24 protein-coding genes and 4 tRNA genes are annotated in these 23,527 nt (G+C 68.3%); 6 read left to right on the top strand and 22 right to left on the bottom strand.

The genetic code is table 11. The features are described 5' to 3' along the window. Positions 1–3: 3 nt before the first annotated feature. From QQZ11_RS07900 to QQZ11_RS07825, 16 genes are all read right to left on the bottom strand, one after another. Entirely contained in the window at positions 4–1,386 is a 1,383-nt protein-coding gene (locus tag QQZ11_RS07900) for a polysaccharide biosynthesis tyrosine autokinase (RefSeq protein ID WP_284549723.1), read from the bottom strand. A gap of 317 nt (positions 1,387–1,703) precedes the next feature. Next, positions 1,704–3,188 carry a sugar transferase gene (locus tag QQZ11_RS07895; protein WP_284549721.1) on the bottom strand — a complete coding sequence of 495 codons (1,485 nt, stop codon included), beginning with the start codon at positions 3,186–3,188 and terminating at the stop codon, positions 1,704–1,706. Positions 3,189–3,475: 287 nt separating this feature from the next. Further along, positions 3,476–4,606: a winged helix DNA-binding domain-containing protein gene (locus QQZ11_RS07890; RefSeq protein ID WP_284549720.1), complete on the bottom strand. Its 1,131-nt coding sequence runs from the start codon at positions 4,604–4,606 to the stop codon at positions 3,476–3,478. A gap of 124 nt (positions 4,607–4,730) precedes the next feature. Further along, entirely contained in the window at positions 4,731–5,438 is a 708-nt protein-coding gene (gene rplA, locus QQZ11_RS07885) for a 50S ribosomal protein L1 (protein ID WP_022910952.1), read from the bottom strand. Between the two features lie 125 nt (positions 5,439–5,563). Next, positions 5,564–5,995, bottom strand: a complete 432-nt coding sequence (rplK, locus tag QQZ11_RS07880) for a 50S ribosomal protein L11 (protein ID WP_022910953.1) — start codon at positions 5,993–5,995, stop codon at positions 5,564–5,566. 142 nt (positions 5,996–6,137) lie between these two features. Next, complete coding sequence (gene nusG / locus QQZ11_RS07875; protein ID WP_284549719.1) at positions 6,138–7,013, bottom strand: transcription termination/antitermination protein NusG; 876 nt, start codon at positions 7,011–7,013, stop codon at positions 6,138–6,140. Positions 7,014–7,039: 26 nt separating this feature from the next. Next, positions 7,040–7,552 (bottom strand): preprotein translocase subunit SecE, encoded by a 513-nt coding sequence (gene secE / locus QQZ11_RS13655; RefSeq protein WP_446698819.1) that lies wholly within the window; start codon positions 7,550–7,552, stop codon positions 7,040–7,042. Positions 7,553–7,567: 15 nt separating this feature from the next. Continuing rightward, a tRNA-Trp gene (locus QQZ11_RS07865) sits at positions 7,568–7,640 on the bottom strand. A gap of 96 nt (positions 7,641–7,736) precedes the next feature. Continuing rightward, a complete protein-coding gene (locus QQZ11_RS07860) occupies positions 7,737–8,795 on the bottom strand; it encodes an LCP family protein (protein ID WP_284549718.1) in 1,059 nt (352 codons plus the stop codon). Between the two features lie 22 nt (positions 8,796–8,817). Next, the gene (locus tag QQZ11_RS07855; protein ID WP_284549717.1) at positions 8,818–10,113 is read right to left on the bottom strand and encodes an aminotransferase class I/II-fold pyridoxal phosphate-dependent enzyme; all 1,296 of its coding nucleotides are present in this window, start codon (positions 10,111–10,113) and stop codon (positions 8,818–8,820) included. A gap of 141 nt (positions 10,114–10,254) precedes the next feature. Beyond that, on the bottom strand, positions 10,255–11,436 hold the full coding sequence (locus QQZ11_RS07850; protein ID WP_284549716.1) for a UDP-N-acetylmuramate dehydrogenase: 1,182 nt from the start codon (positions 11,434–11,436) through the stop codon (positions 10,255–10,257). Continuing rightward, the gene (locus QQZ11_RS07845) at positions 11,433–11,855 is read right to left on the bottom strand and encodes a MaoC/PaaZ C-terminal domain-containing protein (RefSeq protein WP_284549715.1); all 423 of its coding nucleotides are present in this window, start codon (positions 11,853–11,855) and stop codon (positions 11,433–11,435) included. Before QQZ11_RS07845 ends, QQZ11_RS07850 begins: the two co-directional genes overlap by 4 nt. 1 nt (position 11,856) lies before the next feature. After that, entirely contained in the window at positions 11,857–12,264 is a 408-nt protein-coding gene (locus QQZ11_RS07840) for an FAS1-like dehydratase domain-containing protein (protein WP_284549714.1), read from the bottom strand. A 132-nt stretch (positions 12,265–12,396) separates the two neighbouring features. After that, positions 12,397–12,567, bottom strand: coding sequence for a 50S ribosomal protein L33 (gene rpmG / locus QQZ11_RS07835; protein WP_022910960.1), 171 nt, complete (start codon positions 12,565–12,567; stop codon positions 12,397–12,399). Between the two features lie 40 nt (positions 12,568–12,607). Continuing rightward, positions 12,608–12,682: transfer RNA gene (locus QQZ11_RS07830), tRNA-Met, on the bottom strand. A gap of 48 nt (positions 12,683–12,730) precedes the next feature. Then, positions 12,731–12,803: transfer RNA gene (locus QQZ11_RS07825), tRNA-Thr, on the bottom strand. Positions 12,804–13,259: 456 nt separating this feature from the next. Here QQZ11_RS07825 and deoD point away from each other — a divergent pair. Beyond that, positions 13,260–13,982: a purine-nucleoside phosphorylase gene (gene deoD, locus QQZ11_RS07820; RefSeq protein ID WP_284549712.1), complete on the top strand. Its 723-nt coding sequence runs from the start codon at positions 13,260–13,262 to the stop codon at positions 13,980–13,982. 76 nt (positions 13,983–14,058) lie between these two features. Here deoD and QQZ11_RS07815 read toward each other — a convergent pair. Then, positions 14,059–14,144, bottom strand: a tRNA-Tyr gene (locus QQZ11_RS07815). A 139-nt stretch (positions 14,145–14,283) separates the two neighbouring features. Here QQZ11_RS07815 and QQZ11_RS07810 point away from each other — a divergent pair. The 5 genes from QQZ11_RS07810 to QQZ11_RS07790 all read left to right on the top strand — a co-directional run bounded on the left by QQZ11_RS07810 (position 14,284) and on the right by QQZ11_RS07790 (position 19,427). Beyond that, positions 14,284–14,778: a YajQ family cyclic di-GMP-binding protein gene (locus tag QQZ11_RS07810; RefSeq protein ID WP_022910962.1), complete on the top strand. Its 495-nt coding sequence runs from the start codon at positions 14,284–14,286 to the stop codon at positions 14,776–14,778. Between the two features lie 64 nt (positions 14,779–14,842). Next, a complete protein-coding gene (locus QQZ11_RS07805; RefSeq protein WP_284549710.1) occupies positions 14,843–16,369 on the top strand; it encodes an FAD-dependent oxidoreductase in 1,527 nt (508 codons plus the stop codon). Positions 16,370–16,415: 46 nt separating this feature from the next. Continuing rightward, positions 16,416–17,348 (top strand): exodeoxyribonuclease III, encoded by a 933-nt coding sequence (locus QQZ11_RS07800; RefSeq protein WP_284549708.1) that lies wholly within the window; start codon positions 16,416–16,418, stop codon positions 17,346–17,348. A gap of 24 nt (positions 17,349–17,372) precedes the next feature. Next, the gene (locus tag QQZ11_RS07795) at positions 17,373–17,957 is read left to right on the top strand and encodes an ArsR/SmtB family transcription factor (RefSeq protein WP_284549706.1); all 585 of its coding nucleotides are present in this window, start codon (positions 17,373–17,375) and stop codon (positions 17,955–17,957) included. A gap of 69 nt (positions 17,958–18,026) precedes the next feature. After that, on the top strand, positions 18,027–19,427 hold the full coding sequence (locus QQZ11_RS07790; RefSeq protein WP_284549705.1) for an MFS transporter: 1,401 nt from the start codon (positions 18,027–18,029) through the stop codon (positions 19,425–19,427). Here QQZ11_RS07790 and QQZ11_RS07785 read toward each other — a convergent pair. From QQZ11_RS07785 to QQZ11_RS07765, 5 genes are read right to left on the bottom strand one after another with little or no spacing between them, the layout of a single operon-like run. Continuing rightward, positions 19,415–20,359, bottom strand: coding sequence for an enoyl-CoA hydratase/isomerase family protein (locus QQZ11_RS07785; protein WP_284549703.1), 945 nt, complete (start codon positions 20,357–20,359; stop codon positions 19,415–19,417). The two genes, QQZ11_RS07790 and QQZ11_RS07785, sit on opposite strands and share 13 nt — an antisense overlap. Further along, positions 20,352–21,845 carry a polyprenol phosphomannose-dependent alpha 1,6 mannosyltransferase MptB gene (gene mptB, locus QQZ11_RS07780; protein WP_284549702.1) on the bottom strand — a complete coding sequence of 498 codons (1,494 nt, stop codon included), beginning with the start codon at positions 21,843–21,845 and terminating at the stop codon, positions 20,352–20,354. The genes QQZ11_RS07785 and mptB overlap by 8 nt, the downstream gene beginning before the upstream one ends. Next, complete coding sequence (locus QQZ11_RS07775; RefSeq protein WP_342395066.1) at positions 21,842–22,225, bottom strand: 4Fe-4S binding protein; 384 nt, start codon at positions 22,223–22,225, stop codon at positions 21,842–21,844. The genes mptB and QQZ11_RS07775 overlap by 4 nt, the downstream gene beginning before the upstream one ends. Beyond that, on the bottom strand, positions 22,222–22,911 hold the full coding sequence (locus QQZ11_RS07770) for an NADH-quinone oxidoreductase subunit C (protein ID WP_284549701.1): 690 nt from the start codon (positions 22,909–22,911) through the stop codon (positions 22,222–22,224). The genes QQZ11_RS07775 and QQZ11_RS07770 overlap by 4 nt, the downstream gene beginning before the upstream one ends. Further along, positions 22,908–23,318, bottom strand: coding sequence for an NADH-quinone oxidoreductase subunit B (locus tag QQZ11_RS07765; protein WP_245558925.1), 411 nt, complete (start codon positions 23,316–23,318; stop codon positions 22,908–22,910). The genes QQZ11_RS07770 and QQZ11_RS07765 overlap by 4 nt, the downstream gene beginning before the upstream one ends. Positions 23,319–23,527: the final 209 nt, after the last annotated feature.

Here is a 23,527-nt window from a genome sequence, read left to right as displayed (position 1 = left end):
TCCCTAGTCCACTCTGGCGTCTTGTAGCTCCCGATGTCGGGCGGTCGCGCCGTACTCCCTGCTGTGGTACTTGCTGTCCCGCTGGATGCGCACCCCGTTGACCACCAGACCGAGCACCCTGGCGTGGGTCGAGGTGACCGTGTCAATGGCCGCGAGGAGTGCCCTGGTGGGGGTCTTCTTGGCTCGCGTGACCAGGATCATCCCGTCCGTGTGCGGGGCCAGCCACAGGGCATCACTGACGGCGAGCACCGGCGCAGTGTCGATGATCACGACATCGAACTGGTCCCTCGCCAGCGCCAATGTCTCGTTCAACTGGCCCGACGAGATCAACTGACCGGGATTGGGGGACAGGACCCCTCCGGGCAGGATGCTGAGGTTCTTGTGCCCCCAGGGCTGCACCGCTTCGTCGAATTCACAGTCGTGCACCAGCACGGTCGTCAGGCCGACACCACCCTCGACCCCGGTCAGGTCGGCGATGGAGGGATTACGCAGGTCGGCATCGATCACCAACGTGCGTCGCCCCGCCTCGGCAAAGGCGACGCCCAGTGCGACCGAGATGCTGGACTTGCCGTCGAACGGTCGCGCCGAGGTGAGGATCATCATCCGTGCGGGCTGGTCGACTGAGACGAATCTCAGGCTGGCCGCCACCGCGCGCAGGGCTTCGGCAGCGTGCCCCCGGGGTGCCATGAGCACGCTCCTGGCGAGGTTGGCCTTCCGGGCCAACTGCGGCACTTCGCCCAGCACCGGCAGATCCGTCAGGGCCTTGACGTCGTCGGCATTGCGGGGCCGGGAGCGCAGGAGTTCTCGTGTCAGCGCGATGCCCACTGCGAGCACCAATCCGGCCAGGGCGCCGACCATGCCATAGGTCTTGCTGTTGGGCGAGACATACCCCTGCGGCAACGTGGCGGGCGAGATGACCTCCAGACGCACCGCAGGTTCGCTACCGATTTTGGGCGAGAGTTCGTTCACTGCCGCGATCAGGGAATCCGAGGTGGCACCGGCGATGCTCTGCGCTCGCTGCGGCGACGAATCGGTGACAGCAAGCTGGATCACCACCGTGTTGAGCGGGGTCACGACGTTCACCTGCCGCGCCAACTGTCCGGGCGACACCCCCAGCTCGAGCTTGTCGACCACGGGTTGCAGCACGTACGGGGTGGTGGCCAACAGCGCGTACGACTGCACGATGTTCTCGACGTAGTTGGCGCCCTGCACGACCTCACTGGTGTTCTCCCCACGCACGGGCACGACCATCACGGACGCGTAGGAGCGATACTGCTTCGGCAGCGTGTGGGAGTAGAAATACGCCCCGGTGCCGCCGACCACGGCCAGGAGAATGATCAGCAGAAGATTGCGACGCAGAATATGGACGTACTGAGCAACGGTCATCGACGTGGTCCTCGGCGGCGCCTGACAGAGTCTCCGCGGACGACTGAACGCTCCATTCAGCACCTTCTGTTCATGCCATGCGGGATGGCGCCGTGCCGAGCCCGTGCGGAGGTGGTCACCCACAGCCGCGCCGCGAGCCTACACCGCGGGCAATCACAGACCACACCTTCTTCCCGTCCGTCCCCAGTTGTTACGTGAATGTGAATATTGCCAAGCCAGCCCACGAACCGGCCCGCACGATCGGGCTCGAACATGGAGGATCGTCCGGGCCCCCCGACCCGGACGATCCCCGTCGCAGAATCCCTGACGGGACTCCCTCAGTAGGCACCCTGTGGCAGCAGCACGTGGCGCACGGTCTTGAGGATGATGGACACGTCCTCACCCAGCGTCCAGTTCTCGACATAGCGCAGGTCGAGACGGATGGCGTCGTCCAGCGAGAGGTCGGAGCGTCCACCGACCTGCCACAGACCGGTGATGCCCGGTTTGATCAGCAACCTGCGCAGGGCGTGTTGCGGGAACGCGTCCAGTTCGCTGGCCAGGTGCGGTCGCGGTCCCACGACGCTCATCCCGCTGCGCAGCACCGTCCAGAACTGCGGCAACTCGTCGAGCGAGTGCTTGCGCAGGAAGGCACCAGTGCGGGTGATGCGCGGGTCGTGCTCCATCTTGAACAACGGCCCTGCTCCGACGGAGAAGGCCCTCAGCTCGGCCAGGCGCTTGTCGGCGTCCAGGTGCATGCTGCGGAACTTGTGGATGGTGAAGGTCTCACCGCGCAGCCCGACCCGGGTCTGGCGGTAGATGACCGGGCCACCGTCCTCGAGCTTGATGAGCAGCGCGATCACCCCGAACACCGGCAGGAGCGCCAACAACGCAGCGCCGGCGAAGAGCACGTCGAAGCTGCGCTTCACCGCGTACCTGAAGCCCTCGAACTGGGGAAGGGTGACGCGCACGAGGTTGAGTCCCGCCGCCTGCATGAACGACATCCGCTGCCCCGGGACGTCCAGCAGTCGGGGAACCAGCATCACCTCGACCGGGCTGCCCTCCAGCGCGCCGGTGATGCGTGCCACCTCCGGGTCGGAGACCCCACCGGCGACCACCACGGCTGCACGCGGCATGGGTCGAAGCATCCCGGCCAGCACCTCGACCGGGATCCGCGGCAGCCCAACCACCGTCAGGCCTGATCCTCCCCCACTGGGAAGGCAGACCCCGATGGGACGGTAACCCGCCGCCGGATTCGACTCCAGCTGCTTCAGCATGGGGGCGACGTCGTCCTGACCGCCGACCACCACGGTGGGCACCATGTTCTCGCCCCGCGCCCTCGACCGCGCGAGCCTGCCTCGCAACAGCCACCTCTCGGTGAGCAGCAACCCGCCGCCGACGAGGAACGCGTTGAGCAGGAAGAGCCTCGAGACGTCCAGGTCGAGCACCCAGCCCGTGATCGCGACGGCTCCCAGCGCCCGCACCGACGCGACCATGACAAGTCGGTACTCGCGGGGGCCCGCCCCCATCACCGTGAGCCGACGGCTGTCGACCAGCCCGAGCGCCAGCAGCCAGACCAGTCCCGTGAAGACGGCAACCATGGTCGGCGTCAGGCTGGAATGAGCGAGATGGAGTCCGTCCCGGCCCCTCGTCCACACCAGCGTGGCCAGGGTCATGCTGAAAGCCAACGCACCCGCGTCTGCCGCCAGAGCGGCCAGGCGCAGGCGACGTGGCCACGACAACGGTGTGGCCCAAGCCCGAAGCTTCGCCGGGCGCGACAAACGCCCGACTTCGAAAAGTGCACTCGCACTGTTGATCGTTGTCATTGCGCCGCCCCCGCGACACAACGACAGAATTGTCCCCACATGTGGCGTTCCCCCCGGATCACCTTCATGCCGCCCACGGATCAAGATCCCGGCAGCGTGTGCCTCACGGCACCCCCCTGAGTCACGAAGCGTACACCGACCCGAGGGTCACGCGAACCCAACGCGCGCAGATTGCTCAAAATCTCACGCCTTGACCGTCAGCGCTTGTCAGCTCGACTACCTAGCCAGCTCGTGGGCCGCAGCCGTGCCCGCCGCCAGCGACGACGACCTGTTGGTGCGCCCGGGGTTCAGGGCAGGGGAAAAGGGAATTCCTCGAACAGCCGCTCGTACTCGGCAAGGTCCTTCTTGGCGAGCCGTCCAAACGGCACCAGCTCAAGGGATCGTTTCCCAGGGCGACCGGCGCGCGCCCACGTTCCCACCACCCGTCCACCGCTCACCATGGACTTCTTGAACACCCCGTTGTTGCCCGGTACGAGCAGGTGGTGCTCGCTCGACGACATGGCGAACATTCGGTCCTGGTAGCCCAGCACGAACTCGTCGAAGCCCGGCAGCAGCATTCGCCTTCCGGTGCTCTCACGGTGGTCGGAGCTGTCCGGCCCAGCGAGCCGTTCGGCCAGTTCGTCGGCGAGTCCCGGGCGGCCGAAGCGGACCTCGCCGTCCTGCTCGGGCCCAGCCCCAGTGAACCTCTCGACCTCGTGTTCGATGAGGGTGAAGGCGGGTCTGATGTCGCGCTGCGGCAGCTTCGTCCACCACGCGAAGTCGCGCAGGGTCGCCGGACCGTGGCTGATGAGGTAGCGCCTCAGCAGTTCGGCCGTCGCAGCGGTCCGGTCGCCGTTGAATCGGCCCTCGAGGTCGCCACCTGCCGGCAGCCGGTCACGCCCCACCACGTTCTGGTCGACACCGTTCCACGGGCCGTAGGCGACCTCACCACGCCCGATCAGATGTGACAGCACGTGGTAACCGCGCCCCGCGTCAGTGGGCACGCCCGCCTGGTCCCAGTGCTGCATCAGGCCAGCCCGCGGCAGGCCACGTTCATGGGCGGCGAGCACCCTGGCGGTGAGTTCTGAGGCCACCTCGACATGGTCCTCGTGCAGGTCGAGCTGGCCGCGGCGAGCGGCCTGTGCCCGAAGCATGGGCGCGTTGCACAACTGGGAGACCCAGGCAACGTCGTCGGCCGCCATCAGGAAGACGGTGCCGCGCATGGGGTAACCGCGCACCAAGCGGCCAGCATCCAGGTCGGCGATCACCTGCTCGGCGGTGCCCCCTCGGGTGCGCAGAGCAGCTGACGCGATGGCGCCGGGCAGATCCTGCCCCTGCATCGCGCCATGGGCCCGCACGGCCTCGGTGGGCGTGGCGTACGGACGGGTGACCAGACCCTGGGCCAGCAGGCGGGCTCGTCCGAGGTGGGTGTCGACCATGATGGGAAGGCTAACTGGCTCCCCTGACAACCCGTGGCCCGGTGGGACGAACAACGGGCCGCCACCCGGAGGTGGCGACCCGCTGGTCAGGATGGTGAGTTGTCACGTGGTCACGAGGAGAGGCTCAGGCCTCGGCGTCCTCAGCCTTGATCTTCGACGGATCCAGGTTGACCCCGGGGCCCATCGTCGACGAGATGGTGATCCGCCTGATGTAGCGACCCTTCGAGGTCGACGGCTTCAGACGCAGCACCTCGTCGAGCGCCGAGAAGTAGTTCTCGGTCAGCTGCTCCGCGGTGAACGAGGCCTTGCCGATCAGGAAGTGCAGGTTGGCGTGACGATCGACACGGAACTCGATCTTGCCGCCCTTGATGTCGCTGACGGCCTTGGCCACGTCCATGGTGACGGTGCCGGTCTTCGGGTTCGGCATCAGGCCACGGGGGCCGAGCACGCGACCCAGACGACCAACCTTGCCCATCATGTCGGGGGTGGCCACGACGGAGTCGAAGTCGAGGTAGCCGCCAGCCACCTTCTCGATCAACTCGTCGGCGCCCACCTCGTCGGCGCCCGCAGCGCGAGCGTCCTCGGCCTTCTCGCCGGTGGCAAACACGAGGACCCGTGCCGTCTTGCCGGTTCCGTGCGGAAGGTTGACCGTGCCGCGGACCATCTGGTCGGCCTTGCGGGGGTCGACACCGAGTCGCATGGCGACGTCGATGGTCTCGTCGAACTTCGCCGCAGCGCCCTGCTTGACGAGATCCACAGCCTGCTCCGCGGAGTACAGCTGGTCTTCGTCAATCTTCTCGGCAGCGGCGTTGTAAGCCTTGCTTCGCTTCATGCTGGTTCCTTTCATGTCAGCCTCGTGGGCTGATCCACCAGTTCTGGTGCGGGCGCGAGGCCCTCCCAGGGGGATGTGGGGTGCACCCGGGACTAGTCCAAGGTGCGGGTGGGTTGAGCGAGTGCTCAGCCCTCGACGGTCACGCCCATCGAACGAGCGGTGCCGGCGACGACCTTCATGGCGGCCTCAACGTTGTTGGCGTTCAGGTCGGGCATCTTGGTCTCGGCGATCTCGCGCACCTGGGCCTGGGTCAGCTTGCCGACCTTGGTCTTGTGCGGGGTGGGCGAGCCCTTGTCGAGTCCGGCGGCCTTCTTGATCAGCTCGGCGGCCGGCGGGGTCTTCAGCACGAAGGTGAACGTGCGGTCCTCGTAGATGGTGATCTCGACGGGGATGACGTTGCCGCGCTGGGCCTCGGTCTGGGCGTTGTAGGCCTTGCAGAACTCCATGATGTTGACACCGTGCGGACCGAGGGCGGTACCGACCGGAGGAGCAGGAGTGGCTGCGCCAGCCTTGAGTGCGACCTTGACGAGGGCCGCAACCTTCTTCTTGGGAGGCATGGTTGTGGGTCCTTTTCTTGCTTGCCGGTGTGGACGGGTGCCCACACCGTGGTGACTCGGACGAGAGCCCGGGTCGGGTGGTGGTCGGATCCCCGAAGGGTTGGCGGTCCGACCGGCGTGAACTCAGTTTCTTCCGAAACCCTCAGATCTTCTGGATCTGGGGGAAGGTCAGGTCGACCGGAGTCTCCCGACCCAGAATCTCCACCAGAGCCTTCAGTCGCTGGGTGTTCACGTTGATCTCGGTGATGGTGGCCTGGACGCCGGCGAACGGTCCGTCCACGACCTCGACGGAGTCACCGACGGTGTAGTCGACGACCTCGATCTTGCGCTTCTGCTTGCGTGAGGGCTTGCCCGACTGCTCGGCATTCACGCGAGCGATGACCGACGGGGTGAGCATGCGCTCGACCTCGTCGAGGCTCAGCGGCACCGGCTGGGTGGCGTGGCCGACGAAACCGGTCACCGAAGGGGTGTGGCGGACGACGCCCCAGGCCTCGTCGGTCATGTCCATGCGCACCAGCACGTAGCCGGGCAGCACGCACCGGGTGACCGTCTTCTTGGTGCCGTTGCGCATCTCGACGACCTCTTCGGTCGGCACGACGCTCTCGTAGATGTAGTCCTCGACCTCGAGGGAGGTGACGCGGGCGTCGAGGTTCTGCTTCACCCGGTTCTCCATACCCGAGTAGGTGTGGATGACGTACCACTCCCCCACCTTGGTGCGCAGTTCCTCGCGGAGTTCGGCGAGGGCGGCCACGGTGGCGGCGTCCTCGTCGTCGTCATCGTCGTCCTGGGTCTCCTCGGCCGACGGTTCGGCGTCCTCACCGAAGTTGAGGTCGATGCCGCTGTCGGCCTCCTCGGCGTCGTCACCGAAGTCGAGGTTGAGCTCGGTGTCGTCGGACGCGGCCTCCTCGGATGCGGCGGCGTCGAACTGGTCCAGATCGATCTCGAAGTCAGGGGTTGACTCCTCAGCAGCCTCGGGCTGGTGGGAGTCGGCGTTCGCGAAATCAGGGTCGTTGGTCATCTCGTCTTCTTCCGTTGTCAGCCGATTCAGGGTTTGCCAGCGCCGAAGAGCTTCAGCACGACCCACCCGAAGGCGAAGTCCAGCAGACCCACGTAGGCGATGATGATGAGCACGAACACCAGCACCACGGCGAAGTACTGACGCAACTGGTCGCCGGTCGGCCACAGCACCTTGCGCAGCTCCGCCACCGACTGGTTGACGAACACGCCGGGAGTGGTGCGGGCTGACTTCTCGGCCGTGGCCACGTCGCGCCTGCGGGTCGAGGTGCCCTTCTTGCGGGTCACGGCCGACTCGGGCTGCTTGCGAATGGGACGAGAACTGCGGGCGGCCGCAGCAGGAGTCGGAGTCAGCTGCTCCGCGTCGTCGGCCCCTGTCAGCTCCTGGGCCTCGTGTGAGGCATCGGGGCCGTGCTGCTCAGCCGCCTCGGGTGCACCGGTGTCGACGGGCTCGCGCTCGTCCGGTGACGAGGGGGTGTCGTCGGCCACGATGTTCCTTCGGTAGTGCCTTTCGGCTTGGTGCTGACTGGTCAGCAGGATCATCTCGATCCTGCCTCGCAGGGCAAGAGGGACTTGAACCCCCAACCTGCGGTTTTGGAGACCGCTGCTCTGCCAATTGAGCTATTGCCCTTCGGTGACGACGCTGACCGACGGGTCGGACCGGCGGAGCCACCAAGGGATCAGTGTAGGCGAATTGGTGCGGGCCGTCGAACCGGCGCAGTGGCGGTCAGCTGCCGTACTTGGCTGCGTACTGGTCCATGGTGTCGGTCTGCATGGCCTTCGCCAGTTCCGCCAGCCCCACCTTGTCGACCACGTCGATCGACTGGCCGTCCTTGGACGTGCCGAAACCGTCGATGGGCGCTTGCAGCGAGTGGATGCCCGTCTCGGGGTTGACCCGCAACTGGGTGGCGACGGAGCGGATGGTCTTGGAGTCGAGGTCCTCGCTGACCGTCATGCAGGCCGCGAAGGTGTCGACCGTCTTGCCGAACTTCACGGGGTTGGCGATCGTCTCGGGGGTCATCGTCTTCTTGAGGATCGCCTGGACGACATCTCGCTGCCGCTGCGCACGGTCGAGGTCACCGCGCTGCAGGTCGTGGCGCTCCCGCACGTAGGCCAGTGCCTGCTTGCCCTGGATCGTGATCTGCCCCTCGGGGAAGGTGAAGCCGTCGGACTTCGAGGCCTGCTTGTTGTAGACACTCACCCCACCCAGCACGTCGGTGAGCTTGATGAAACCCTCGAAGTCGATCACGGCTGCGTGCTGCATGCGCACGGCCAGCATCGACTCGAGCGTCGAGATGGTCAACGGCGGACCTCCCCACGCGTAGGCAGCGTTGATCTTGGCCTGCCCCTTGCCCGGGATGGTGACCCACATGTCACGGGGGAACGAGACCAGGTAGACGTCCTTGCGGTCGCCCGACAGGTAGGCCACCATCAGCGAGTCGGAGCGTCCCTGGTCGGATCCCCGCGAGTCGGAGCCCATCAGGACGAAGGTCATCGGCTGGCCAGAGGCGGTCTTGTTCGTCGGATCGGCCGGACGCGGCGTCCCGTCCACCCCTTGGTCGGACGGCATGATCGACGGGTTGCGGCTCACGTGGTCGATCGCGCGGCTGACCCGGGTCAGGTAGTAGGCGAAGACCGCCCCGCCGGCCAGCAACAGCACCAGGAACACGGAGAAGAAGACGGTCGCGAACCGGCGCCCCTTGCGCCGCTGGTGTCGCGCCGCGGATCGTTCTTCGGCGGTGCCGTCGTCCGCGAGTCGCGCTCGTTCGTCGTCGGGGCTGGTCATCTCAGTCCTTAGGGTTCGGGGCCTACTGGCTGGGGGCGGCCTCGTGGGTTGCTGCTTGATGCGTGGGGTCCTGCTCGAGAGCAGCCACCAACACGCAGGTGGCCAGTCCGTCCATGGCTTCGGTCAACTCACCCAGCGAGGGGAAGGTCGGCGCGATCCGGATGGTGCGATCGTACGGGTCGTGCCCAAGAGGGTGGGAGGCACCCGCCGGAGTGAGGGCGATGCCCGCTTCCTTGGCGAGGGCGACGACGCGGGTGGCGGTGCCGGGCACCACGTCGAGGGTGACGAAGTAGCCACCAGCCGGCTTGGTCCAGGTGGCGACCCCGTACTTGCCGAGCCGGCGTTGCAGGGTCTCGAGCACGAGCGCGAACTTGGGCTCGATCAGCGCGCGGTGCTTGCGCATCAGCGCGCGCACGCCATCGGCGTTCTTGAACCAGGTGGCGTGGCGCAGCTGGTTGACCTTGTCGGGCCCGATCGCACGCTTGCCGTAGTGGCTGAGGTACCAGTCGAGGTTGGCCCTCGAACCGCCCATGAAGGCGACCCCGTCGCCGGCGAAGGTGACCTTCGAGGTCGAGGCGTAGGTGAAGACCCGGTCGGGATGGCCCTCCTCGGCGGCCAGGGAGATCACGTCCAGCGGCACGGGCTCGTCCGCGGTGAGGTGGTGCAGGGCATAGGCGTTGTCCCACATGATGCGGAAGTCGTCGGCAGCCGGCATCGACAACAGTGCCCGCGTGGTGGCCTCGTCGAAGGTGACGCCCGTGGGGTTGGCGTACATGGGTACCGCCCACATGCCCTTGACCGACGGGTCGGCGGCGAGCTCACGCACCTCGTCGAGGTCGGGTCCGTGGTCACCCAGGTCGACCGGGATCATCTCGATGCCCAGGTCCTGGCAGATCGCGAAGTGGCGGTCGTAGCCGGGTACGGGGCAGATGAACCTGACCTTCTGCCGGGCCCACGGCTCACCGCCGGGCAGCCCGTGCAGCATCGCGAAGGCGATGGTGTCGTGCATCAGCGACAGGCTGGAGTTGTCGCCGGCCAGCAGCAGGTCAGGGGTGGTGTTGAGCAGTTCCGCGAAGATCTGGCGCAGTTCGATCAACCCGTTCAGGCCGCCGTAGTTGCGCACATCGGTGCCGTCGGCCGACTTGGGCGAGATGGGCGTGGTGAGCAGGGCGTTCGAGAGGTCGAGTTGCGAGGACGAGGGCTTGCCGCGCGTGATGTCGAGCTTCAGCCCGCGAGCCTTCAGCTCCTCGTACAGCGACAACTGCTGCTCGGCGAGGTCGGCCCGCTGGTCTGCGGAAAGATCTGCGAATGCGCTCATGCGCCCATTGTCGGTCATGGCGTCAGTGTCGCAGAAGTGCGCACCGGCGACGGGACGAAGCCGTGGCCGTGGAAGGCGCACCCGGGTGGGGGGTACCGGGACCCGGACGATCGCCATTCGCTGGTCGCCCTGGTCACCAACTCACAGGCTGCAGCCGACAAGCACCGGTTCGGGTACCAGCACGACCCCGAACGCCTCACTGACTCCGTCACGCACCGTGCGGGCGAGGGTGAGCACGTCGGCGGCGGTGGCATCGGAGTGGTTGGTCAGGGCCAAGGTGTGTTTGGACGACAACCTGGCTCTGCCCGAACCCAGGTCGGCACCGAAGCCCTTGTCGAACCCGGCGTGCTGGATCAGCCAGGCAGCCGAGGTCTTGACGAGGCCGTCGAGCTGGGGGTAGCGGGGTGCGTCCTCGGGCAGATCGGCTGCCTGCTCGGGTGAGAGCAGTGGGTTGGTGAAGAAGGAGCCGGCACTCCACGAGTCGCGGTCATCGGGGTCGACGACCATGCCCTTCGAGCGGCGGATGGCGAGCACGGCCTCGCGCACCCGGGTCAGTGGGGCCCGATGGCCGACGTCCACCCCCAGGGCACGGGCGAGTTCGGGGTAGCGGATGGGCATCGACAGGTCGCCCAGTTCGAACTGGAAGCTCACCTGCAGCACCACGTACCGCTCCGGCTCTCGCTTGAAACGGCTGGTGCGGTAGCCGAAGTCGCAGTCGGAGGCAGCAAAGCTCGCCACCTTGTTCTGCTGGCGGTCCCACGTGCGCACCCGAGCGATCGTCTGGCTCACCTCGGTTCCGTAGGCGCCGACGTTCTGGATGGGTGTCGATCCGACCAGCCCGGGGATGCCCGAGAGCGCCTCGACGCCGATCCACTGCTTGGCCACGGCGAACGCGACCAGATCGTCCCAGCTCTCACCGGCGTTGACGGTGACGAAGGCCCCTCCACAGTCACTCACCTGGGCCGTGATCCCCCGCCACGCGATCTTGACGACGGTGCCCGGGAAGCCCTCGTCGGCCACCAGCAGGTTGGAGCCGCCCGAGAGCACCATCACCGGCACGCCGTCACGGTCGGCCGCGCTGACCGTCTCGATGATCTGCGCCTCGGTGGTGGCGCGCACGAACGTCCGCGCCGGACCCCCCACCCGGAAGGTGGTGTGCTCGGCCAACCGTGGGCTCGACGAGAGGTCGGTGGCCGGCCCCTGCGTGTCGACCTGGTCGGTGATCCGGCAGCTGTCGGCCCGCATCGAGGTCTCGAGGGTGTCGTCCCGGAACTCGTCCGTGGTGGACGACGCGGGAGTGACCGTGATGGGTCCCTCGTTCATGCGCGCACCTCAACCTTCGCGTTGCCGAGAACTGTCTGGTCGTCCAGAGAGACCTCGAGCTGGACGACGGCCAGGTCGTCAGCCACCGCGGCCACCCGGCCCGCGATGGTGATCGCGGTGCCCTCGGCCGTGTCGGGGACGGGGACGGGTCGGGTGAACCGGACGAAGTAGCCGGCAAGGTCGTCGGGGGTACGTCCGGTGATCTCCAGCCAGGCGCTGACCTCGCTGAGGGCGCGGCCCATCGTCCACATGCCGTGGGCGATGGGGGTGTCCAGACCGAGCTCGCGGGCGGCACGATCGGAGTGGTGGATCGGGTTGAAGTCGCCCGACGCACCCGCATAACGCACGAGGTCGGTGCGGGTGACGCGGACCTCGACGGGTCCGAAACCGTCACCCGCGGTCAGGGGCGTGCGTGCCATCTCAGGCCTCCTCGCGGGTGTGGATCAGGGTGGAGGTGGCGGTGCAGACCTGTTCCCCATCGGTTGTGCTGAGGTCGACCGTGACCGTGATCATGTCGACGTTGCCGCGGTTGCGCACCTTGTCGACGACGAGCACCGCCTTGATCTCGTCACCGGCTCGCAGCTGCCGGTTCCAGGCGAAGCGCTGGTCGGCGTGCATGGTGCGGTGCAGCCCCAGACCCAACTCGGGGTCGGCGAACAGGCCGTCCCACGCGAGCGCCCCGATCACCATTGCGAAGGTTCCGGGGGCCTGCGGGCCTGTGGTGCGGTCGCCCACGGCCATTCGGAACTCGTCGATCTTGGCCTGGTTGACGAGGTAGGGCTTCGTCACCGGATAGCGGCGACCGACATGTTCGGGCGTGATCGGCATGGCCCCAAGGCTAGTGCCCCGACGCAGGGCGGGGCGGGGTCGTGGGCGGGTCGTCGATGGGCGCCGTGAGAGTGCCCAGACATGCAACAACCCCGCTGGCTGGGCCAGCGGGGTGGTGCGGAGCAACGAGGGTCAGCGGGTCTCGCGGTGAAGCGTGTGCGCGTTGCAGCGCGAGCAGTACTTCTTCAGATCGAGACGATCGGGGTCGTTGCGGCGGTTCTTCATCGAGATGTAGTTGCGCTCCTTGCACTCGGTGCAAGCAAGCGTGATCTTCGGACGAACCTGGGAAGACTTCTTGGCCATGATGGTCCTCGTTCTCAAAAGGGTGGTGCTGGGAGCTTGTTGGTAGCGAGGACGGGATTTGAACCCGTGACACAGCGATTATGAGCCGCTTGCTCTACCCCTGAGCTACCCCGCCACTGGTGGGTCCGGGTCTCGCAGCAAGCCACGAGACCCGGTTCCATCGAGCCCCCATGCGGAATCGAACCGCAGACCTTCTCCTTACCATGGAGACGCTCTGCCTACTGAGCTATAGGGGCCAGCCGAAGAAGAAACTTACAGGACGAGACGCGGGTCGCGCAAAACGAGCCACGGGCACCCCGGGTCACACCTCGGCTGACCTCGGTGGATGAGGGTTCAACGTCGGCCGGCAAGCGTTTGTTCCCCCTGGCTCGAAGGGAAGCCCTGGTTCCTGGCCGCGCCGGGGGCGGCGCGCGCTCTGTTCCCCCCGCCCGGGCGCTGGTTGTCGGCGGCGCAGAGGTCACCGCGGCTCAATCGTGCCGATCGTGTGCTGTGGTGGCAAAACTCGCGCCCCAGCCGCAACAATCGCTGTCAGGGCACACGATCGGCACGATTGCCCGCCGGGACCCACTGCCCCACTCCCGGCCAACGCTGCTGCTGGCAGACTGGCAGCGCCCACGGGCGGCCCAGCGCCGCCCTGCCTGCCCACGGAGGCCTCACCGCTCGCCCACCGCCACCTCGACCCAGGAGCCCCCATGCCCACTCCTCACATCTCCGCCCAGCCCGGGGAGATCGCTCCCCTGCTGCTCATGCCCGGGGACCCGCGTCGCGCCGCCCGCATCGCCGAGACCTTCCTGACCGACGCGAAGCTGGTCAGCGAGGTGCGCGGGAACGGTTGCTTCACCGGCACCTACCAGGGCACCCCGATGTCCGTGATGGCCTCGGGCATGGGCATCCCGACGCTGTCGATCTACGCCACCGAGCTCTACCGCGACTACGGGGTGCAGCGCATCTGCCGGGTCGGCACCTGCGGTGGCATCTCGTCGAAGGTGAAGGTGCGCGACGTGGTCATCGGGTCGTCCGCGCACACCAATTCGCCCGTGGCAACGATCGATGCCCCCGGGCTGACGCTCAGCCTGGCGGCGAGCTTCGACATGCTGCGCGCGGCCGTGGACGCGGCCAGGTCGGCCGACGACCTGGCAGGTGCCTCGGTGCACGTGGGACCGGTGTACTCCTCCGACCTGTTCTACTCGGGGCGCGCCGACATCATCCAGGCTCTCGACAGGCTGGGCACCCTCGGGGTCGAGATGGAGGCGGCGGGACTCTACAAGTGCGCGCTCGAGCACGACCGCGAAGCCCTCACCGTGCTGACCGTCTCCGACCACCTCAAGGACGGCTCCGGAGACATGTCCCCCGAGGAGCGGGAGACCCGGTTCGGGAGCGCCCTGGCGATCGCCGCCGCCGGACTCCTGGCCTGAACACCGGCCCTCGGCTCACCCGCCGAAACCCGCCATGACAAGCACAAAGCCCCGGAATCCATCCGATTCCGGGGCTTGGTGGCAGGTGTAGGGTTCGAACCTACGTAGGACGACGCCGACGGTTTTACAGACCGCTCCCTTTGGCCACTCGGGCAACCTGCCGTGCTGGTTTCCCAGCGATCGGCAACGATAGCAAACCCTCACGCTCCATCACCAACTGGATGGGCGGCCCACTCGATAGGTTGGGTCTGACCGGTGGACGAGCAGGTCGTCCGCCCCCACCGCTTCCCAGGAGGCAGCCATGGCTTCGGACAGCTCGTTCGACATCGTCTCGAAGATCGACCGCCAAGAGGTCGACAACGCCCTCGGACAGGCCGCCCGCGAGGTGGGCCAGCGGTTCGACTTCAAGAACACCGACTCATCGATCAAGTGGTCGGGTGAGACCACCATCGAGATGGAGTCCAACGGCGAGGACCGGGTGAAGGCCGTCTGGGACGTGTTCCAGTCGAAGTTGATCAAGCGTGGCGTGAGCCTCAAGGCCGTGAAGGCCGACGACCCTCGCCTGTCGGGGAAGATGTGGAAGATGACCGCCTCGACCGAGGAGGGCATCACCCAGGAGAACGCCAAGAAGATCTCCAAGCTCGTGCGCGACGAGGGGCCCAAGGGCGTGAAGTGCCTGATCCAGGGGGACGAACTCCGGGTCTCGTCCAAGAGCAGGGACGACCTGCAGGTCGTCCAGAAGATGATCAAGGAAGCCGACTACGACTTCGCGGTGCAGTTCACCAACTATCGCTGACGCACCGTCCACAGGGTTCACACGCTCCCCGACGGAGCGCTCGGACCACGCGTAGCATTCGTTCATGGTGAAGCCGATCCCTGCTGACCGTGAATCCATGTGGTGGGCGATGCGTGAGCAGCCAGCTCCGACCCCCGCCTCTGAGCCCTCCCCCGCCCTGCCCTCAGCCGTCGACGTGCTCGTCATCGGCGCGGGGGTCACGGGGCTGAGCGCCGCCGTCGAACTGGCCCGGGGAGGACGCCATCCCGTGGTCGTCGAGGCGTGGCGGGCCGGCGCCGGAGCCACTGGCCACACCACCGCGAAGGTGAGCCTGCTCCAAGGGGCCAGGCTGCAGCGGATCAGGCAGCACGCCAGCGCCGAGGCCGTGCGCTCCTACGTCGAGGCGAACCGCATCGGCCAGGGCTGGCTGCTCGACCTGATGCGAGCCCACAGCGAACCGGTCCAGACGCGGCCGGCCGTGACCTATGCCGTCTCCGACGAGGGCGCCCAGCGTGTGCACCGCGAGGCGGAGGTGGCACGCGAGGCCGGTCTGGAGATCATGGACGAGGCCGCCCATGGGCTGCCCTTCACGACGACCGCTGCGATCTCACTGGCCGACCAGGCACAGGTCGACCCCATGGGTGCCGTCGCGGCCCTGCGGGCAGAACTCGAGGCGCACGAGGGGGAACTGATCGAGGGGGTCCGCGTCACTGGCCTGTCCGGCGGGAACCCGTGGACGGTGCACACCTCGGCGGGGGACCTGCGCGCCGATGCCGTGATCATGGCCACCCAGACACCGGTTGGCTTCCGCGGGGCTGCCCAGAATGCGTTGTCACAGGCGAAACGGTCCTACGCGATCGCCTACCCGTTGCCGTCGGGGATCGACCCCGAGTCGTTCCCGATGTCGCTGTCGCTCGATGCCTCGGCACGCTCGTTGCGCACGGCCGTGGGATCCGACTGCCCGGTCCTCCTGGTCGGCGGCGCCGGCCACCCGGTCGGCGAGGGCGGCTCCACCACGGCCCATGTCGCGGAACTGGATACCTGGGCCCGTGAGCACTTCGGCGTCGGCGAACCGCTGTGGTCGTGGTCGGCGCAGGACTACCTGCTGGCCACCGCCATGCCGTTCATCGGTGCCCTGCCGGTGAGTCACGGCACCGTGCTGACCGCCACCGGCTACGACAAGTGGGGCATGGCCCTGGGTGCGGGAGCCGGGTTGATCATGGCCGCCGACCTGCTCGGCGGCAGCCCGGGCCACGCGACGGCCATGCGTCATCACGTGACCGGGTGGCATGACGCCGCATCGATCGGCGCACAGGTCGCCAAGACCCTGGAGAGGATCGTCCGCGACCGGGTCGGGTCGACCAAGGCGGACGAGGGAGCCCCCGCCGAGGGACAGGGTCGGGTCGAGCAGGGACCGATCGGCCCGAGGGCCGTGTCGACGGTCGACGGCCGTACCTGCAGCGTGAGCGCGGTCTGCACGCACCTGGGTGGAGTCCTGGCCTGGAACGACGCGGAGCGCTCCTGGGACTGTCCCCTGCACGGGTCGCGGTTCACCTCCGACGGCACCCGGTTGGAGGGTCCCGCCACTGCGGACCTGGCGCCCGTCGACTGACAGAGGTCACCGAAGGAATGTCTGGGGCCGCCCCTAGGGTGGGGCCGTGCTCAGAATCTCCACGTTCAACGTCAACGGCATCCGCGCCGCGCAGCGCCGGGGCTTCACCGGGTGGTTGAACGAACGCGACCCCGATGTCGTCGCCCTGCAGGAGATGCGGTGCCCCCTCACCGAGTTGCCCCGCGACGCCTTCGGCGAGCACCACCTCAGCTACCACCCGGGCACGATCCCCGGACGCAACGGGGTGGCCGTCCTGACCCGGGAGGCCCCGGCTGCGGTGCGGGCGTGGGGCGAAGGATCACTGGTGGCCCATCTGGACTCCGACCATCCGCTCACGGTCGAGGTCGACCACTCCACCCTGGCCCGTGAGCTCAGGCACTTCGCCGACGAAGGCCGGTACATCGAGGTCGACCTGGCCGATCGACCGCTCACCGTTGCCTCGCTCTACCTGCCCAAGGGGGGAACACCCTTCTCCGACGAGGCGTCGTTGGCCAAGTACCAGCGCAAGATGAGGTTCCTGGCCGGACTCGCCCGTCAACTCGGACGATCCCGCCGGGCCGCGCTCGCCGCGGGTCGGGAGTTCATCGTGCTCGGCGACTTCAACGTGGCCCACACCCGGAAGGACCTCAAGACCTGGCGCACCAGTCAGCGCTCCGAGGGATTCCTGCCCGAGGAACGCGAGTGGTTCGGCTCCATCACCTCCCCGCGCACCCTGGTCGACGTCGTCCGCCGCTTGCATCCCGACACCGACGGACCGTACTCGTGGTGGTCGTGGCGCGGGCAGTCGTGGGCGAACGATTCCGGCTGGCGGATCGACTACCACCTGGCGACCCCTCGTCTGGCGAGGGCAGGCGTCAACGGGGGCACCGATCGCAGCGTCAGTTACGAGGCGCGGATCTCCGACCACTCCCCCGTCACCGTCGACTACGACCTCTGGGACGATGGGCCGGCAAGTTCCACAAGACCTCTTGTGCAATGATTTTTGTGGATCTACCCTGAGGGCATGAGTCAGCCGCACCCGGACACCCCCGAACGCACCATCACCGACCCGGCCGTGCTGCGCGCCTACGCCCACCCCACGCGGTTGCGGATCCTCGACCTGCTGCGCGCCAAGGGCCCCATGAAGGTCTCGCAGATGTCGGACGACCTCGACGAGGCCATCGGCTCGATCAGCCACCATTTGAAGCCGCTGGAGGCCGCCGGCCTGGTCGAGCGTGCGCCGGAGTTGGCCCAGGACAGGCGCGAGACCTGGTGGCGACGCCCGATGGTGCGCACGACCTGGAACCGGGCCGACCTCACCCCGGCCGCAGCCCAGACGGCCCTGCAGGCCGAGGAACTCATGCTGGCTCGCCAGTTCGACCTGTTCCGGCAGTCGATGCACGAGCCCCTGCCCGAGGAGTGGAGTGACGCGCCGTTCGCGATGTCGACCTGGTTGCAGCTGACCCCCCACGAGCTGACCGAACTGAACCGTCAACTGGGCGAGCTCATCGAGGGCTTCCGCGAGGCCTCCGACCGTCACCGCTCTGAGCGGGACGACACCGCACGATCGATCTTCTTCTCCGCCCGCGGGGTCACCGCCCGACCCTGACCAAGGCGCCCCGACGGGCGTCCCGCCGCACCATCCCCGCACCCTCGCCAGACCCAGAGGAGCCATCCCATGGCCACTTCCACAGGCCCCGCCATGCCCGAAACCCTGCCCACTGCCCCAACGAGCGCGCCCCCCGTGACGGCCCCCGCACCGACTGGGCCCTCACCCCTCCACCACCACCGCGGTTTCGGCCTGCTGTTCGCGTCACAGACCCTGGCCATCACCGGCAGCGCCATCTCGTCGGTGCTGTTGTCGCTGGTTGCCATCTCGAGCCTGCACGCCAGCGGGCTGTGGGTGGGACTGATCACGGCCGCCACCTGGCTGCCGTGGGTGGTGATCGGGCTCCCCGCGGGCGCCTGGATCGATCGCCTCCCGCCCCTGCGGGTCATGATCGCGGCCGACCTGGCGGCCTTCGCCGCCCTCGCCTCGTTGCCCATCGCATGGTTGGCCGACAGTCTGAGCCTCAGCCAGTTGTTGGTCGTGCAACTCGTCGTGGGCACCGCAGCGGTCTTCTTCCAGCCGGCTCGGGGCAAGCTGATCCCCCAGTTGGTGGAACGTGGGCAACTGCCCCGGGCGAACTCGTGGCTGTCCGGCAGTGAGGCGGTCGGGGTCACGGCAGGTCTCCCCATCGGGGGACAACTCGCGGCCGTGATAGCCCCCGCCCTCGGGGTGGTGGTGGACGCCGTGGGCTACCTCGTCTCAGCCGTCCTTCTGAGCCGGATCCGACTCGCGCCCCGGCAGGATCGCGACCATTCGAAGCCCTCCCCCCAGCCCCGGCGCGAAGGCGGGTCGCAGCTGTGGTCCGGCATCAAGGAGGGACTCAGCTTCACCTTCGGGGATCCCCTGCTGCGTTGGTTCACGGTGCTGGGCAGCTTCGCCAACTTCGGACTGACCGGCTTCCAGACCCTGCTGGTGCTCTTCTTCGTCCGCGAAGTGGGCCTGTCACCGACCGGCATCGGCTGGGCGATGGCCTGCAACACCGTGGGGACGATCGGTGGGGCACTGCTCGCCCCCCACCTCGCCACGCGCTGGGGAAGCGGGCGGGCGCTGCTGGGGTTGAGCGCGCTGATTGCCGGGTCCGTCCTGCTCGTGCCGTGGGCCCGCTCCGGGGTGCTGCTGGCCGTGATGCTCGTCGGCCTCGCGACGGTCGGCTTCGCCATCAGCGCGATGAACGTGATCCGAATGGCCTGGCGGCAGGGTTACGTGCCCAACCGGCTGATGGCCCGCTCCACCACGGCCTCGCAGTTCGTGAACTTCGGGCTGATGCCGGTGGCATCCGTGGTGGCGGGGGCGATGTCGGGACCCGTCGGTATCAGGGCCACCATGCTGGGCATGTGCGCGGTGGTGGCGATCGCCAACCTGGCGATCTTCGCCGGCCCCGTACGCGGCCACCGGAACCTCCCGGAGAGCTCCCAGGAAGGCCAGGAGGTGGATTCGACGCGGCCCGTGCCTGGCTCCTACTCGAAGTAGCGAAGCACCTCGTCGGCACCCACCGACCCGACCCCGCCGGCGGCGTGCTTCCAGACGGGCGCGCGGTCCTTGTCGACCAACTGGGCCCGGACCCCCTCGACGAAGTCGGAGTCACGCATGAAGTTCCTGGCCAGCGTCAGGTCCTGGGCCAGCACCTCGCCCACGCTGCCCATCCCGCGGGCCCGCCGGAGCGCCTCGAGTGAGACGGCCACCGACAGCGGGGACTTGGTCGAGATCAGCTCGGCGGCCGCGCGGGCGTCGGGTTCGTCCGACGAGGTCAGGGCTTCGAGCACGTCGGCGACGGTGTCTGCGGCGAAGCAGTCATCGATCCAGCCACGTGACGTCGCCAACCATGACGAGTCGGGATGGACGGCCAGTTCGTCCACCTCGGTGAGCAGCCCCGCCCACAGAGCCGAGGAGCAGTCGACGGAGGCGCCGGTCAGCGCCATCCACTCACCGGTCCGCCCGGGCATGCGCGAGAGCGGGAACAGCACGCCCACGTCGGGGAACAGCCCGATGGTCGTCTCGGGCATGGCCAACTGGGTGCTGGCGTCCCCCTCCCGCTGGGTGCAGTGGGCAGCCAGCCCCATGCCCCCGCCCATGCAGACACCCGACATCACCGCGTGGGTGGGCTTGGGGTGGTCGGCGACCAGGGCGTTGACGCGGTACTCGTCCGCGAAGAACTGGACGGCGCCGTCACCGCCCGCCAGCACGTCCTCGCGCAGCGCCCGGACGTCGGCACCGGAACAGAACCCGCGCTCACCAGCACCCTCGAAGCGGATCCTGCGCACCTGGTCGTCCTCGGCCCACTCCGTCAGGGCCCGCTCGATCCGCAGGATCATCGCGTGGGTCAGGGCGTTGATGGCCCGGGGACGGTTGAGCGTGATCACTCCCACCCCGTCGCGTACCTCGACCAGCACCTCGTCAGACATCGGCAGTCTCCTTCGCGACCTCTGCGTTGGCCTGGCGCTCGTGCGCCCAGACCTGGAACCCGTAGGCGGCCAGCGCCGCGACACCGAGGGCGATGGCGCCGTTGCGCATCGACAGGTTCACGGCGGCATAGCTCAGCAACACGATGGTGGCCACGATCGCAGCCCGCACCACCTTGGCGCTGGGCCGCGCCAGCGGCAGCAGCAGCCCACCCCAGAGCACGTACCAGGAGTGCAGCGCCGGGGCGAACAGCGCGACCGCCAGGTATGACCAGGTCAGGTAGGTGATCGGACGACGCCGAGCCACCGTGACGGCGCCGACGGCCAGGACCACCACGGAGGCCACCAGTCCGACGGCGCGCGAGTACCGCACCGAGACCTCGGCGGCCTGCCGCCAGCCCACCGATTCGAAGAGCAGCTGCAGTCCCTGACCGAGCACGGTGAACGGTGACACCGTGACCACGAGGCCCGGCACGTTGACGGCGTTGTACCAGCCGAAGTACAGCCCGGTCACCACCGAGATGAGCGCGAACACACCCGTGGCCAGCCCCAGCGCGACGACCGCCCGGAAGATCACGATGGCACCGTCCGAGGGTGCGAAGGTTCGCCAGGGACGACGCACCAGCGGCAGTACGTAGGCCGCCAACAGAGCGGGCTGTTTGATGGTGGCGGCGATCGCCACCACCACGGCCGCGGGCAACCAGCCCCAGCGCACCTTGTGGGCGACGTAGAGGGCGAAGACCACCAGCCCCATCATCAGCGAATCGTTGTGGGCACCACCGATGAAGTCGATCACCAGCACCGGGTTGAGAGTGGCGAACCAGGCCGCGAACGCCGGGTCGACGCGCATCAGGGTCGCCAGGCGAGGGATGCACAAACCGATCAGTCCGACGCCGACGAGCGCCGGGACGCGCATGAGCAGGGCGGCGATGTAGGGATCGTAGCCAGAGACGTCGACCAGCAGGTGGCTCATCTGCAGCGCCAACGGGCCGTAGGGCGCCGGGGTGAAGCGCCACACCCAGGCCACCTGGTCGGCGAAGCCCCCGGGCAGCACGCCGGGCCCCTGCTGGTAGGGGTCGACGCCGTTGTGCAGCATCCAGCCCTGGGCCGCGTAGGAATAGGCGTCGTGACTGAAGATGGGCGGGGCGAAGAAGAACGGTGCCCCCCAGATCGCCAGCACGGCCCAGTGCCGCAGGTCGTGCCACGTCTCGGCGATGCCGTGCCCCGCCCCTCCCAGCGGACGGAGTCGGAACCAGGCCTGCACCAACAGCGCCACGCCCGCCAGCACGAGGATGTTGAACGCGACCTTGGCGACGGGATTGTCGAGGTGGGCCCAGCGCATGATCGGCCACCACGGCGAATTGCGCGGCAGGTACGCGGGCGTGAGCGAGCCGACGGCGATCAGCAGCGTGCCGTACATGCCCCGGCGTACGTCGGTGACCCGCCAGGCCTCGAGCAACTGCCGCCAGCGTTCGCCCCAGAAGGTCATGGGGCGGGGGTCCCGTCCGCCTCGTCGGCAGCCGAGGTCGCCATGGGGGCCAGCGCATCCCGACCGTGCACCAGGGCCTCGCGCGAGTCACCGGCAGCCACGTGCGAGCCCGCCCACTGCAGGGCGTCGAAGGGGCACTCCTCGATGCAGATGCCGCAGTACATGCACAAGGTGAAGTCGATGTCGAAGCTGTCGAGCACGTTGGCGGTGCGTTCGCGCCGTCGCCCCGGAGGACGGGCGCCCGCCGGTTCCTCGTCCGCGATCACCACAGAGTGGGAGTCGATCGAGATGCACCACGTGGGGCACTCGCGCACGCAGATCATGCACGAGGTGCAGCGGTCCTCGAGCAGTTCGATGCGGCCGTGGCCGGTTCCGGTCATCGGCGCCTCCGCACCCGGCCGCCGGAGACGGCGGCGGCGACCTCCGCAGGATCGACGTCGGCGGCGGCCAGGGGTCCCCAGCTCTCGGGGTCCGGCACCCCCACCGGCAGGGTGCGCCGGCGGGAGGCCTGGGATCGTCCGTCGGTCTCGGGGTCCTTGGCACCGGGCCACGGGAGGCCTGCCCGCGAGACCAGCACGGAGTCCTTCAGCAGCGGGCGCAGCACTTGGGTCTCGCCCTCCGCCTGAACGGCGCCGGACGGTGTCTCGGCGCCAGGCGGTGCGTCGACCCCGGAGGGGTGCCACAACAGCGGGCGATCGTCGCCGCCGACGAACCGCACCCCGAAGAAGTCATGCACCTCACGCTCGTGCCACACCGCCCCGGGCAGCACCTCGGCCAGGGAGTCCAGGACCCCACCGACCCGGTCGACGCGGGTCTGCAGCTGCAGGCTGTCGCGTCGCAGGCCTCCCCCGCCCGACAGACCCTCGCTCGAGAGGCCGTCGGAAACCCGCCACAACCGGACGACCACGCGCACCTGCTCGGGGCCACCGGGGGTCTCCGGTCGTCCGATCTCGTCGACCGCGTGCAGGGAGTCGAGCCAGTCGAAGCCCTCGGCGACCGCGGCCCGCACCTCGTCCAGCCAGGCTGCCGGGGCGACTCGTCCGGGTCCAGCCGCCGACGCGCTCATGCCACGCCCCCGACCAGGGAGGACACGTACTCGGCCAGGGCTGACGGCGCAGGCGGGCAACCCGGGATGTAGTGGTCGACGGCGACCAGTTGGTCGACCCCCTTGGTCACCGAATACGAGTCCCAGTACGGGCCGCCCGCGCAGGCGCAGGCGCCGAACGCGACGACTCGTCTCGACTCGGGGAGCACCTCGACCCGGTCGGCGACCAGGCGGGCCACCGGATCGGTGAGCGTCCCGGAGACGACGGCGACCACCTGCGCGCCCTCCGGGATCCTGTCAAGCCTGGGAGCGCCCACCGGAACCGCGAACTCCGACTCGACGGCACAGCACGCCAAGGAGAGGTCGACCACGGCCACCCGACCGTCGCCGAACCAGTCGATCACCGGGGTCTGGACTGCTGACGTCACCAGCACAGACTAACGACATCTCAGATGTCGGAACCCTTCCGCGGTGCGGGAACAACTCCGGAGCGCGCACGGTTGCGGAGTAAGGTTGAGCGGCAGTGCGGAGTCTGCGCGGGAGGGCGTTTCGGCGACCACGGCGCGGGCGGCGCACCACCCACCAGCTCGACGGTCAGCGTCGCACACCGCGGCGGACCACAGGTCAAGGGCTCCCC

This window comes from Aestuariimicrobium sp. T2.26MG-19.2B, from assembly GCF_950101875.1.
Classification (GTDB): Bacteria; Actinomycetota; Actinomycetes; order Propionibacteriales; family Propionibacteriaceae; genus Aestuariimicrobium; species Aestuariimicrobium kwangyangense.
This window is presented reverse-complemented; position numbering and strand designations above follow the sequence as displayed.